Consider the following 13932-nt stretch of genomic DNA (forward strand, 5'->3'; position numbering starts at 1 on the left):
GAGTCACTTTTATAGACTATGTGATTCATCTAGCTACTGCAGGCGATATTGCGACAGAATGCCATCCAGCTCAGTGGAAGATTGCTGCAGCTCGCTCGCCAAGACCACAGAACGCTCGGCGGTCTCCTTGATGGTCTGCGACTGGTCACGGATCTCATTGAGTTGCGAGGCGATATCCCGTGCCGACACGCTCTGCTCCTCTGCCGAAGCCGCGATCTGCGAGCTCATGTCGAACACCTGATCGATAGAATCGGCCATGGTATCCACATCGCTGCCCACAGACTCTATGGCCGCACGGCCAAGTTCGGCCTGCTCGACGATCTCATGGGTAATATCCGCCAGCTGACCCGAGCCCGACTGCAAGCCCTCGATCATCGACTGTATCTCCACCGTCGCCTGCTGGGTGCGTCCCGCCAGGGTGCGAACCTCGTCGGCTACCACGGCAAAGCCACGGCCCTGCTCACCGGCACGCGCCGCCTCGATGGCCGCATTCAGCGCCAGCAGGTTGGTCTGCTCGGAAATACCGTTGATGGTGGTCACCACGGCGCCAATCTCAGTGGCGTTGCCCGACAGCTGATCCACCGCGCTGGAGGCCGCATCAATCTGGCCGGTCAACTGGCCGATACGGCGCACCGCCTCGGCGATACGCTGCTTGCTGTCGGCCGCGGCCGTCGCATTATGCTTGGTGTGATCTGAGGTGTTGGCCGCGTTATGGGACACCTCTTCGATGGCGGCGGTCATCTGATCCATCGCCACGGCGACGGTATCGAGAAACTGATGCTGGAACTGCGCCAGCTCATCATTCTGTTTCGCCTGCAGATTAAATTCATCGGAGGCATTGGCGAGCGTTCTGGCGTTATTGCCTATGGCCTTGACCATCTCGCTCATGTTGTCGGCGTTTCTGTCTATCTCCCGGGCGATAAGGCTAAAGTCATCCTTACCGAAGAAATTGAGTCTGAAGGAGAGATCGCCATCGGCTAGCCGCTTGATGGCAATATACATGTCCCACAGGCCGCCGCCCAGGGAGGTGGAGATCCAATAACTCAGCTGATACAGCGGATAGAGGGCGATAAGGGCGACCCACAGCATCCACCAGGCATCGCTCTTGCCTTCGGCCTCCCAGGCGGTCACCTCTTGGCTCAGCTGCAGATATTGACCCGCAACCGGCGCGCTGGCGGTCACGCTGTCACCGCGGCGCGACTGCTCATCGCGAGATGCCAGCCTCAGGCCGTTGTCCTGGGCAAAACGCCCCAGGGCCTCACCGCTTAAGCCCATCTGGCTCGCCACCTTGGCATAGGCGTCGACGCCCGCCTGTACCCGGGCCGCCGAGCTGGCGTGAAGTTGGTTGTTGGCGGCGTTTAAGTTCAGCAAGGCGATGGTCAGGGTAATGGCCGTCACCATAGAGCAGACCACCCAAAATTTACCGTTAAGACTGAGTTTGATCAGCAAGGCATCTATCTTTCTAAACTGGATAGCTTTCATGGAAACCCACTTGTTTATCAGGCTAAATTGACAATTTCTTTCGACCTACAGAATCAAGTTAAGCACAATTTTTATTGTTGAGCCTTGATTAGACGTAACTTTATGGCAGGTATGGTCTTGGCGGTAAAAGCCACCATCTGCCCCGTCAGGAGTGTCATGGCATAACCCAGCAGCGCACCTATCACGAGTGGCGGCAGTATGCTTGCCATATCGCCACCCAGGGCGAAGGTAATGCAGCAGCCGATGAAGGCGCCGGGAATGAAGGCGAGTCGTTGATAGCTGGCTTGCAGGCACATCAGGCTGGTGACGATACCCGTCAGCAGATAACCCACGAGCGGCGTATCGAAATAGCTACCACCGGAGATCACCACCCAGGCCCAGAACACACCGGAGAGATTAGTGAACCAAGTCATTAACACCCCTTGAAAACCCGCCTTTGGCTGAGCGAAGAAAGTGCTACACGCGAGAAAGCCAACCCAAGTGACTAAGTGAAATGCATCGGCGACCCCTGCCCAAACGGCAGCAAGTAGCCCTGCAGATAATGCGACCTGCATACGATTTTCCATGTATGACCCCTCATTACATTGGAATATTATTTTTGGTTAAATTACTCCAAATTGAATGACAAAAACAGGATCTAGGCCAAATAAACCGGATTAAATGTTATTGAATTGAAAAACCGGCACCATTTGTAGTAAAAGAACCAAAAATCGTGTCACAAATGCATAAGAACGGCGAGAAAAAAGCCAGTCGATATAACGACTGGCTCTAATGGTCTACAGCGTATCTATGGATAGCGACTAGATCTTGAAATGATCGCTCAGGGGCAGATCGCGAATGCGCGTGCCACTGGCCGTATAGATGGCGTTAACGATACTGGGCGCGATGGGCGGTACGCCCGGCTCGCCCACCCCGGCGGGCGGCGCCATAGATGGCACTAGGATGGTCTCTATCTCGGGGCATTGACTCATGCGCAGCAGCGGATAGTCATGAAAGTTAGACTGCTCTACACGTCCATCCTTAAAGCTAATGCGCCCCATCAGGGCGATGCTCAGACCAAACATCACGGCGCCTTCGAGCTGAGAGGCCACCCGGTCGGGGTTGACCAGGGTGCCGGCGTCTATGGCGATAACCGTCTTAAGCACCTTAAGCTGCTTATCCTGAGTCACCTCAACTAGGCTCGCGGCCGCCACATAGGCGGTAAAGCTGCGGTGCACCGCAAAGCCCCACCCCTGGCCTGCTTCAGGCTTAGCCATCTGCTTCACCTTCTGCTCCACCGCTGAGATCACCCCTTTATAACGGGCGGTGTCCACAGGGTGACGCTCTAGTGTCTCGCCATAGTTGCCATAGTTGAACTGCTGATCGCTAAAGGTCTCCTGCCTGTCCTTACCCAGCAACTCGCGCCACATGGTATAGGTATCCAGGCCGCGTTTGTTCGCCAGCTCATCGACAAACACCCCGATGCCGAAGCCATGCTGAATGTTGCACACAGAGCGCATCCAGCCGATACGGGTATGGGCGCTGGCTTTTACCGACTCACAGCGCAGGCTGTCGATGGCCAGAGGCACATCCACGAAGCCCAGATCCAGCTCGGAGGCGCTGGGTTCATCCACACCCTCGGCGAAGGTAGAACTGATACTGGGGAAGCCAGTGCGCTGCAATATGGCCTCGACCGCCTTGTCGCCGACTCTGGCCTTGAAATACTGGGCGCTGATGGCATGCAGGTAACCATTTTGCAGCTCATCTTCCCGGCTCCAGCACACCTTGACCGGCCGCCCTGTTTTTTGGGACAACAGCGCCGCCTCGACGCAGAAATCTGGCTTAGACTTGCGACCAAAGCCGCCCCCCAGCAGGGTCACATGCACTGTCACCTGCTCGGCCTGCAGCCCCAAGGCTGCGGCAACTGTGCCCTGGGCACTCTGAGGCGTCTGGGTCGATGCCCAGATCTCGGCAGTCTTATCGGTCACGCTGGCGGCCGCCGCCGGTGGCTCCATCATGGCATGGGCCAGATAGGGCACGCTATAGACCGCCTCTATGGTCTTGTCCGCCGGCCAGCTCTGGCTCTGCTCGCCGAGCTGCCTGACGGGCTTGCCGCTCTTCTGCACCGCGCGCTTCAGCTGCGCCAGATAGGCGCTAGAATCGTGCCCATCGTTTGGCGAGTCACTCCAGCTAATCTTAAGCGCCTTGCGCCCCTGGGCCGCACTCCAGGAGTTAGTGGCCAGCACGGCCACGCCGCCCAGCGGCTGAAAGCTTGGCGCGCCCTGATGTCCCGGCAGGGTAATAACATCCACCACTCCGGCGACGGCGCGGGCCGCCTTATCATCGAGCTTGTCCACCTTACTGCCCAGCACCGGCGGGCGTACTATGCTGGCATAGAGCATGTTTTCCAGCTGGATGTCGTAACCATACTCGGCGCTGCCGTCTAAAATCGCCTCCATATCCACTATGGTGTGGCCCTTGCCGATATGGGTAAAGGCCTTCGCTGACTTGAGCTTAAGGCCGGTCACCTCAGGCAGCGGCAGCTTGGCGGCTGCCATGGCCAGCTCACCGAAGCTGAGGCTGCGGCCGGAGGCCGAGTGAGTGACCTTGTTATCGGCTGTGCTCAGCTCGGCAACCGGCACCTTCAGACGTTCGGCCGCGGCCTGCTCCAGCATGGTACGCGCCATGGCGCCCATCTCGCGCATCTTGTCGAACCCCTTGCGTATGCTGCGAGAACCATCAGTATTCTGACTGCCGTAGCGTTTGTCGGCCAGCCCCTGCACCACCACGACCTTGTCCCAGTCCGCGCCTAGCTCGTCCGCCAGCACCTGAGGGATACCGGTGCGGATCCCCTGCCCCATCTCGGAGCGGTGACAGGTGAGATAGACCCTGTCATCCTCGCCGATGGCGATAAACAGGTTGAGGCGCGCCTCGCCGTTTTGGGCCAGCGCCATCGGGCTCCAGGCAAGGCCACTGGCTCCCAGGGCCAGAGCGCCACCGGCCGCGCCGAACAGCTTTAATACGTCCCGGCGACTGAAATTTTGTACCGCGCTGAACTGACTCATGCCTCAATCTCCCTTAAGCTCTGCTCCCTTTCGTTCAGATCAAGCTGAGCCGCTGTGCCGCTCGCCTGTTTGATCGCCGCCTTGATGCGGGTATAGGTGCCGCAGCGACACAGGTTGCCCACCATGGCCTCCTCTATCTGGGCATCGTTTGGCTGAGGATATTGACTCAGCAGCGCCGCCGCCGACATCAACTGCCCCGCCTGACAGTAGCCGCACTGGGGCACGTTATTGTCGCGCCAAGCCTGCTTGAGGCCATCGGCCGCCAGCCCCTCTATGGTGCTCACCTGCTTGCCCTGCACCTGCTTTAGGCTGGTGAGACAGGCCCTGGCGGGCTCGCCATCGACATGTATGGTACAGGCGCCACAGAGGCCGGCGCCGCAGCCATATTTGGTGCCCGTCAGCCCCAGGAGATCTCTGATGGCCCAGAGCACGGGCATATTGGGATCGGCATCTAAGGTGTAATCTTTTCCGTTTATCTTGAGTCCAAGTTTCGATTGGGACATCAGTTTCTCCTTGTTGACCAATAGGCTATGGTTAACGGCCTTGCTTTAATTTGAATAGCTTTAATTCGAGTCGGTTGTATCATTGGGCACCCGCCTTTCTCCTCGCCAGGTACGCCATTAGCTGAGATCGGGTATCGATATCGACGCTGGCATCCTCCATCGCCATGGCGATGACGCTGCCCTCCTGGTAGCGCCGGGACAAGAGGGCCTTGGCGCCGCGATCGCCGCTCAGGGTCGACAGCGCCTCATAATCGTCGAAATGAAACAGCGCCGGCGCCCCCAGAGTTAACTCATAATAGGCACAAACCCGGGTGTTTGCCCGGGCGCGGGCGCGAAACAGCCCGAGGTAATCATCGGTCTCCAGCAGCAGCTGATCCCCAAGGGCAATCAGTAGCGTCTCGGCCCGTTGCGCCCTAGCCTCCTTGGCCGCCGCCGCGATGGAGTGACCAAGCCCCCCTTGCCAGTCAGGGTTATGCACTAGCTTAGCCGATGGCGGCAGACAACTGGCCACCGCCTCATGGTGGGCACCGATGATCACACAAAGACTCGCGCCCAACCTGGCTGCCACCTCGCTTAGCGCATGAAATTGATGACCTATCAGGGTCGTCGGCGATGGACTGGCAACGGAATGAGCCACTATGTTTTTAAATTCAGTGGGCTTAGGTACTGACGAAGCGCTTGCTAGGTCATTAGCGATTAAGTCATCACTCGCCAAATCATCATTTGTTAGGGGCTGCGCCAGCTTAACGCCGCCGAAACGTCGGCTCTCCCCCGCCGCCAGCAGGGCGATCATCACCTTACCTTCGATGCAGGTATCAGGCTTCACGCCATCACCTCTTTGAGGGCGACCCGCTTGCCGCCGTGCAGCACGCCGTGACATTCGGACAAGATAGAAAGCGCGATCGAAGCCGGCAGCTCGCCCCCTAACGCCAGGCCGGCCGGCGCCGAGAAATAGGCACCAAAGCTTGCGACCTCGAGCCCGGCAAGGGCCAGCACCCTGTCACGCCTATGGCCAGGGCCCAACAGCGCCAGGTAGCTAAGCTGCTGCGCGTGTTGATGAATTGCCGCCAGGGCCTTGGCATCCAGCTCCAGGTTATGTTGCATGACGATGGCGCCATCGAGACGAGTCCAGAAATTCTGGGGCAAATCATTAACCGGCAACTTGATGATATTGGCGCCGACAAAGTCATACTCCCTGGCATAGCTGGTGCGACGGTCGACCACATCCACTCGCCAGCCCAGCTGCTGGGCAATTTGACACACGGGCTGGGCATCCAGGCCGCCGCCGAAGATGGCGATGCGATGCCGTTCGCGCAGGGGAATGATGAGACTGGCTAGCTCACCCTGCAGGACGCCGGGACGGGGAAAGTCGCTCAGTTGCCAGCCCGCCTTGGCATCATCCAGGGCCTGCTGGCTGGTCCACACCTGAGCGCTTATAACATTACTGTGACCAGATGAATCAGAGGAACCCGCGGCACCTAGCGAATCTAACGACAGAGAATTATCGACGAGATCTAGCTGATAATGGCATCGCCCCTGGCTGGCGAGCGCGGCCTTAAGCGCCTTAAAGTGCAGATAGTGATTGGCGGCGCACAGGGGCACCAGCATGAGATGAACGAGTCCACCACAGCCTAGCTGATAGCTGGCATCGGCCTCGTCGGTGGCATCGTAACAGACGCTGGCCGCCTGCCCCGTCTGAATCACCTTCTGGGCCCGGCGGCGCAGGTCGGCCTCCAGGCAGCCGCCGCTCACCAGGCCGACACTCTTACCCATACCGTGGATCAGCATCATGGCGCCCACCTTGCGATAGGCCGAGCCCTCCACATGGGTCACCACGGCCAGCACCCAATCATCTTGGGGCGCCGCCGACCAGGCGTTGAGCAGATCTTCGATGTGATGTGACATATCCCTGTGTCTCTTAGGCAAAATTAAGGACTAATGCCTTAACCTAGCAGACACAGAAATAAAAAACAGACTCAAAGCGTTGCAAAAGATTTCACAACGAAAAAACGGCGATTCGAATGAACCGCCGTCTTAAAACAAGCATTTAGAATCTTGGTTATCAAGATCAGTTAGTGAGATCAGTTCAGCAGTTGATCCGCCACGAAGGGGTTTTGCTGCCGCTCGGCGCCGAAGGTCGAGATAGGCCCATGGCCGGGAATAAAGCTCACCTCTCGGCCCAAAGGCCAGAGCACCTGGGTGATGGAATTTATCAGATCCGTATGACTCGACTGAGGAAAATCGGTACGGCCGATAGAGCCCTTAAACAGCACATCACCCACCCAGGCCAACTTGTCGGCCGCACTATAAAACACGATATGGCCCGGCGTATGGCCGGGGCAATGCAGGACTTCCAGGGTCTGCTCGCCAACGGTGACGCGATCGCCCGAAACAAGATACTGGGCCGGCTCGAAGGCGGCCACGGGCAGAAAACCAAAGTGCTTGCTCTGTTGCGGCAGGCTCTCCAGCCAGAAGGCATCGTCCTTATGGGGGCCTATGATGGGCACACCCGCCGCGTCGGCCAGGGCCTTGGCGCCGCCCACATGGTCGATATGCCCATGGGTGAGCAAGATCTTCTCCAGGGTCAGGCCATGATGGGCCAGCTGCTGCTGGATCCGCTCTATGTCGCCACCCGGGTCGACCACGGCCGCCAGTTTGGTTTTTTCACACCAGATGATGCTGCAATTTTGCTGAAATGGCGTCACAGGCACAATTTGATACTTCATCTTATTCTTTCCACTTTCATCCACCCCGGCATAGGTTAAATCATCGGGTTGGGATTCTCTAACGGCACTGACAAAAAGATTGATCTAGGATAACCTATCCGCGTCATTTAGTACCCTATTGCCTGACATTAGCGCACATTTATTCATCAAAAAGCATTACCAACAAGAATCAATTAAAGGCTCATCATGTCCGATCTACAACGCCTCGCCGGCATCCATTGCCGCAAACACTTTTTTTCGCTGCCATTGGATCACCAAGCCCCAGATGGCGAGTGCATCACAGTCTTCGCCCGGGAGTTAGTGGCGCCTGAACACACAGATAGCAATCTGCCTTATCTGGTCTACTTCCAGGGTGGTCCGGGCTTTGGCGCCATCAGACCCGCGGCCAACGGCGGCTGGATAAAGCGCGCCCTGCAGGAATATCGCGTCTTGCTGCTGGATCAGCGCGGCACCGGCCTCTCGAGCCCGATCAACTATGCCTCACTGGCCCATCTGGACTCACAAGCCCAGGCCGACTACCTCAGCCATTTTCGCGCCGACAGCATCATCCAGGATGCCGAGCTTATTCGCGCGCAGCTGATAGGTGATGAAAAGTGGAGCATACTCGGTCAAAGCTTCGGCGGCTTCTGCGTGCTGAAATACCTAAACGATGCGCCCCATGGCCTGCATGAGGCCTACATCACGGGCGGCATCCCCTCGCTGACCCGCAGCGCCGATGAGGTCTATCAGGCCACCTACAAGCGAGTGCTGGCCAAGAACCAGGACTTCTTCACCCGTTTCCCAGACGCTCAAGCCCTGGTTAAACGCCTGGCCGCCTACCTGCAAGAGCACGAGGTGCGCATCGCCAGCGGCGAGCGTCTGACGGTGGAGATGCTGCAGCTGCTGGGGATCAACATCGGCATGGAGCAAGGGGGCGAGCCTGTCTATTACCTGCTGGAACAGGCGCTCATCGAGACGGCCCAAGGCACTCAGGTCAACCCGCTGTTCTTGGCCCACTTCTGTCAGCTGCTGGACTTTAACACCAACCCCATCTTCGCCCTGCTGCACGAGAGCATCTACTGTCAGCAAGAGGCGTCGAGCTGGGCGGCCCATAGGGTAAGACAGACCTATGATGAGTTTAACTATCAGGCGGACAAGCCCTTCCTGTTTACCGGCGAGATGGTCTACCCCTGGTTCTTCGACCAGTTCACCAACCTCAAGCCGCTGAAACACGCGGCGCACCTGCTGGCCGACAAGGCCGACTGGCCCATGCTCTACGATCCCGCCAAGTTGGCCGACAACCAGGTGCCTGTGGCCGCGGCCATCTACAGCGAAGATATGTTTGTGGAGATGAACTACAGCCTGGAGACGGCGGCTCAGGTGGGGAACCTGAGGTACTGGCTCACCTCTGAATATGAGCACAATGGCATCCGCATGGATGGGGAGCATATTTTGGATAGGTTGATTGGGATTAATCGAGGGGAGAGACTTAGGTAAGCCTGGTCGGGGGCGTATCGCTCGCCCCTATTCCCCAGCTCTATCTCTTGCTCATTTCCTATTTCATTCGGCAACTCGAACATCGAGGCTATTTCACTTTTTAGTATGATGACTTTCGCCGTTAGCGGTGTTGGCGTTTGTTAGGGTGATTTGAAGGTCGAACCTTCATTGCTGTTAATTGCCTGCGGCAGGCTTATGTGCAGATACGCCAGTGAGACGCCGTGAATAAATCCATTTAGGCTCTACCGAAACATCCCTGTTTCGGAAGCTCACCGGCGTATCTACACTCGGTATCCAACGTCTCTTCGATTTGGCTTCATTTGTTACGAGAAGTAATTGTAACTGTTCATCTGTTAAGTGAGTTGGGAGTTGTACCTTCATTGCAATCTAACGCCTGCTCCGGCGGGTGCTGTACATGGAAGTACAAATGTCGTAATCACAGGGATGTGAAGGAACGACGGATGTGCAGATACGCCTGTGAGACGCCGTGAATAAATCCCTTTAGGCTCTACCGAAACATCCCAGTTTCGGAAGCTCACCGGCGTATCTGCACTAAGTATCTAACGTCTCTTCGATTTAGCTTCATCTGTTTCTCGTTGATATAAGCTATTATTTTTAAGGAAAACAGCGCATAAAATATGACGCGTCATGTTGAATACCAACTATAGATTAGATTAAAGTTTCACCAGTCAAGGACAGAGCTAGGCCAACTCGATTCAAACATCGACTACGCCATACAGGGAATGAAAAAACCAACAAGCACCAATCAAATCCCTCAATAAGTTAACTCTGACCCTATTTAATTGGGAAAACAGCCGGAATCACGCGATCGTACTTTATGGAAATCTTGGCACCAGGTCTGGACAGATGGACAAGTCATAGACGATGTGCTTGGTGAAATGTTGGGTGGAGTAATTTGAAATGAACAAGCTGATTTTAAGTACATTTTTAGGTATCTTGGCTGTACTCAATACTTTTAGTGCTAGTTCAATACCACAAAGCATACAGATTAATAAGTCTGGCGAGATTATAAATGGTGAGTTTTCAACATCATTTATGTCACCTGCTCTTGAAAAGTTTGTCATTTCGATCTCTATGGTTGATGATACGAATATTAGCAATATTCAGTTAATTATGCCGAGTGGAGTCGTCATTAATTCTGAGAATGCTTCAAATTACAATTGTAACTTTCTATTCTTTACCCCATTGACTCCGCAAGAACACTTAATTTCGTTAGAAAAGAGCCTTATCATAGAGCTCAATAATGTTACCTCAGGTAACTATGTCATTACAGGAAAGGCGAGTGGCTCTCAAACTCCTATTCCAATCAGTATAAAATTCCCTACATCAAAGATAAATGTCGCATTAACAGTTGGCGAGGTTGGTCCAAATAAAAAACCAATTAGCGTAGGAAATATGTTTCCTGTCGATGTGCAACTGTATGATGATGGCGTTCCACTGGCTACAGCCGAAGCCTCTTTTGAGTTTGTGAAAGATGGTGTTGTAGTCAGCAAGATTATAGCTGTAGATGATGGCGCTGGAATGGACTTCAAAGCCAGTGATGGGAGTTATCATGCTTTTTTCATCCCTGAGATTGAGGGGGAGTACACTGTACTTGTCAGAATTAATGGTACTAATTTAAACGGTGAGAGGTTTGAAGTCAGTGTTGACCAAAGCTTTAAATCTATACTCCAACAAGTATATGTTACCGGCAGTGTTAATGAGATATTGGTCGACTTAGATAAAGACGGTTATATTGATGAACTCAGATTGGAGTTTGAGACTGCTGGCCCATTTCAATCGACAGGATTTTATTATAATAGGGTTACGTTAGAGACCGAAGATGGTACTAAAATTTTTGCAGGGAACAAAATCGATGCTACAAAAAATAAAATTTTTGTAACATTTAAGGGGGAGGAACTAAGGAGCCTAGGATATTCAGGTAAATATACAGTTTCAGATTTCTGGCTTGATTATGGTTATTTGAGGATTCAAGATAAAGATAATTTTTACACTACTTCATATTTTGAACAAGATTTATGGGAACGAGACGATTTACTTTTTTTAGGTAATGTGACATTCGAGCCCATTGACAGCGCGGATGGGCGTTTCATAGATATGATAGACGTATCCTTTGAGGTCGATACGCTTCCCGCAGCAGCAAAGTTTGGCTATTCGGCCACAATAACCACTGTCGGTAATGAGCATGTCGGAGTCTATGGCAATCCTGACATCGAACTGAAGAAAGGGATTAACAGAATTACATTCTCCATTCCTGCAGCTGATTTTGCAAAACTACAATCAAACACGGCATTGAAAATAAACCAATTAACCATGTATCCCTTGATAATGGGTGGCAATGTTATATCTAAAAGGAATGTGGCAACCAGTGAATTATATTCCTGCTGGGACTTTCGAGGCTGTTCAACGGCCGAGAATGCCATTCCCGTTGCGGTAGACGATGAGGTCACTTCTACTGGAAAAGCCATGTATATACATGTAGCCCAAAATGACTATGACGGTGATTTGCTCAAGGTTAGCGATCAAAAGAAAGATAATTTTGGCACATTAACACAGTGGAGCATTCAGTTTGATTAAGTTAAGAATATTAGAGGCGTTGTGTTCGCTATTATTCGGCGCTGCACTGTTTTACAGTGCAGCGCCCGGGGATACAGGTGTCTCTTTTTTCCCTATGTTGCTGGATTTGGAGCCGCTCTACATATGCTTTGCTATCTGGCTGATATTGTCCGGTCTTATCGCTTGGTATTTCGTGCCTGTTAAATGGCCGAATATGTTGATTTTTGGAACCATAGGCATGTTGGCTGTTGTCTTGTTATATCCTGTTGAAAAAAGAGTCTATCAGCCCCCAAGCAAGATAGTTGCCGCGGCGAAACAGTATTTGGATGACAACAATGTCTTATATAGCGATTTTAGTGTAGTTGCACGGACTAGAAGCTTGTTTGATCCATTTAGACCTCATTATTGGACTATTAGTGTTTACGCCAATAATAAATTTCCCAGTGAAGTAGAAACTGATGTTTCCTGGGATCTAGAAAAGCATGGGCGGTTTGCAGTGTATGTTAGAGAATCATTTTGGGGAACTCTGGATATTAAAAGTGGAACATGGTCATCCGATCCCTCATTTTTTTGGCATAAGAAATAAGTCACATAAATTATGGACACCATCCAACAACACTTCAACATCATTCAAGCCCGTCTCTAGAGCGCAAAAAAATTAATCGGGCTAACCATTATGATATGTGGAGTCAGTGATATGTGGGGTAAGAGTATACTTTATTTGATTACCATATTTTTCCTCACCCCCAGCTTTAGAGTTCATGCTCTATCGCATTTCTGTCCAAAAGTTTCTCGCAAGGTCAAATCGAATCAACTTGGGGAGAGACTCAGGTAAATCTTCTCGGGGCGTATCGCTCGCCCCTTTTCCCCTGCTCTATCTCTTGATCATTTCCTGTTTCGTTCGTCGATTCGTCCATCGAGGCTATTTCGCATTTCTAGCATGATTATTTTAGCCGTTGGCGGGATTGGCGTTTGTTAAGGTGATTTGAAGGTCGTACCTACATTGCAATCAAACGCCTGCCCGGCGAGGGATGTGCAAGCACACTTTTGGCACGCCGCAAGCACATCCGTGTGGGCTTCACGGCGGCGTCCATGCCGCCGAGAGTCAAAAGCGTGCTTACACCAGTATCTAAACGTCTCTTCGATTTGGTCCCATTGAGTGCGGAAAGGAGTCAAAAAGTTAACTTGTTTATACCCAACGCGCGTTTGTACACGTGATATTTCATATAACTCATTTTTATCAATCAGTTATGTATTCACAATTTGAGATAATAGGTTTGGAAAACCCGCATGCGCGTTTTTCCAGATGGTATATTTAGCAAAATGCTGATAAGTTCATTGTATACATATAGTTAACTGTGCGTGTTTTCACTGGTCCAACGAGGTAAACGCGCATGCGCACTAATAAAATGTTAGCTCTTCGGTCAACTTCAGAGGGAAATTCATGCATAGAGGAAGAATACAAGCACAAGGTGATGGACTTGAAGAGTCTGAAAGTTGGAATGAAAACACTCCACTTACTCATGCTGATGGACTAGCTAAAAAAGCAGATTTAAAAAATAGGTTACCCCGAAGAGAATTAAATGTAAGAGCTGACGCATTCAATAAAGCTAGAACATTTATTGATCGTGCAAGAGATGCAGGTGGTGTAACCGCCGAAGTTTCTAAAACATATATGGTAAAAGGCGAAAGCCAAAAGCGAGTTGATATAGAAGTTAGAGCTGGAGAGGCATTTGTTTAATGGATACTCTTTATAAAAATTTCTTAAAAGAAAATAAAGTATATCGTCCTAATATTGCTTATTGGCATCGTCAAATCAAAAGAATGCTAAAAGAGGCACATATTGACCTTGAGCGAGAAAAATATTTAGCTGATAGGTTTCATGATGGGACATTATTTTTTGATGGCAACCCTATATTCAATGCTTGGTTAAAAGGTTCAAATAAAGCGTTTAGAATCATCCAAGAAGATCCTGAAGAATTTGATGACTATTATGCCTCGTTCAAAAAAGAAATCACTATAAGCGGCATTCAATATGAAGAATTGGTTATAGTGTTAACGTTATCTAGGACTAGGCGAGAAAAAGCATTAACAGAAATTAAAGAGTGGCTAAAGAGCTAACAA

At 52.1% G+C, this 13932-nt stretch carries 12 protein-coding genes; 5 read left to right on the plus strand and 7 right to left on the minus strand.

From position 1 onward, the window contains the following. Window positions 1-33: 33 nt before the first annotated feature. The 7 genes from K0J45_RS11555 to K0J45_RS11585 all read right to left on the minus strand — a co-directional run bounded on the left by K0J45_RS11555 (window position 34) and on the right by K0J45_RS11585 (window position 7755). Window positions 34-1482 carry a methyl-accepting chemotaxis protein gene (locus K0J45_RS11555; RefSeq protein ID WP_220042672.1) on the minus strand — a complete coding sequence of 483 codons (1449 nt, stop codon included), beginning with the start codon at window positions 1480-1482 and terminating at the stop codon, window positions 34-36. A gap of 71 nt (window positions 1483-1553) precedes the next feature. Then, window positions 1554-2048 carry a DUF1097 domain-containing protein gene (locus K0J45_RS11560; RefSeq protein WP_144202875.1) on the minus strand — a complete coding sequence of 165 codons (495 nt, stop codon included), beginning with the start codon at window positions 2046-2048 and terminating at the stop codon, window positions 1554-1556. A 234-nt stretch (window positions 2049-2282) separates the two neighbouring features. Further along, the gene (locus K0J45_RS11565; RefSeq protein WP_220042673.1) at window positions 2283-4526 is read right to left on the minus strand and encodes a xanthine dehydrogenase family protein molybdopterin-binding subunit; all 2244 of its coding nucleotides are present in this window, start codon (window positions 4524-4526) and stop codon (window positions 2283-2285) included. Beyond that, window positions 4523-5029: a (2Fe-2S)-binding protein gene (locus K0J45_RS11570; protein WP_220042674.1), complete on the minus strand. Its 507-nt coding sequence runs from the start codon at window positions 5027-5029 to the stop codon at window positions 4523-4525. Before K0J45_RS11570 ends, K0J45_RS11565 begins: the two co-directional genes overlap by 4 nt. Before the next feature lie 79 nt (window positions 5030-5108). After that, window positions 5109-5855, minus strand: a complete 747-nt coding sequence (locus tag K0J45_RS11575) for an NTP transferase domain-containing protein (protein ID WP_220042675.1) — start codon at window positions 5853-5855, stop codon at window positions 5109-5111. Continuing rightward, complete coding sequence (locus K0J45_RS11580) at window positions 5852-6934, minus strand: XdhC family protein (protein ID WP_220042676.1); 1083 nt, start codon at window positions 6932-6934, stop codon at window positions 5852-5854. The genes K0J45_RS11575 and K0J45_RS11580 overlap by 4 nt, the downstream gene beginning before the upstream one ends. 176 nt (window positions 6935-7110) lie before the next feature. Further along, the gene (locus K0J45_RS11585) at window positions 7111-7755 is read right to left on the minus strand and encodes an MBL fold metallo-hydrolase (protein ID WP_220042677.1); all 645 of its coding nucleotides are present in this window, start codon (window positions 7753-7755) and stop codon (window positions 7111-7113) included. 186 nt (window positions 7756-7941) lie between these two features. On the opposite strand from K0J45_RS11585, the gene K0J45_RS11590 reads away from it, so the two are divergent. The 5 genes from K0J45_RS11590 (at window position 7942) to K0J45_RS11610 (ending at window position 13929) form a co-directional block, all read left to right on the plus strand. Beyond that, entirely contained in the window at window positions 7942-9231 is a 1290-nt protein-coding gene (locus K0J45_RS11590; protein WP_220042678.1) for an alpha/beta fold hydrolase, read from the plus strand. 921 nt (window positions 9232-10152) lie between these two features. Continuing rightward, a complete protein-coding gene (locus K0J45_RS11595; protein ID WP_220042679.1) occupies window positions 10153-11829 on the plus strand; it encodes a choice-of-anchor X domain-containing protein in 1677 nt (558 codons plus the stop codon). Next, window positions 11822-12394 (plus strand): hypothetical protein, encoded by a 573-nt coding sequence (locus K0J45_RS11600; RefSeq protein ID WP_220042680.1) that lies wholly within the window; start codon window positions 11822-11824, stop codon window positions 12392-12394. The genes K0J45_RS11595 and K0J45_RS11600 overlap by 8 nt, the downstream gene beginning before the upstream one ends. Before the next feature lie 858 nt (window positions 12395-13252). Further along, on the plus strand, window positions 13253-13549 hold the full coding sequence (locus tag K0J45_RS11605) for a hypothetical protein (protein WP_220042681.1): 297 nt from the start codon (window positions 13253-13255) through the stop codon (window positions 13547-13549). Further along, entirely contained in the window at window positions 13549-13929 is a 381-nt protein-coding gene (locus K0J45_RS11610) for a hypothetical protein (RefSeq protein WP_220042682.1), read from the plus strand. The genes K0J45_RS11605 and K0J45_RS11610 overlap by 1 nt, the downstream gene beginning before the upstream one ends. Window positions 13930-13932: the final 3 nt, after the last annotated feature.

Origin of the sequence: Shewanella alkalitolerans, from assembly GCF_019457575.1 — a bacterium.
In the GTDB taxonomy this organism is placed as follows: Bacteria; Pseudomonadota; Gammaproteobacteria; order Enterobacterales; family Shewanellaceae; genus Shewanella; species Shewanella loihica.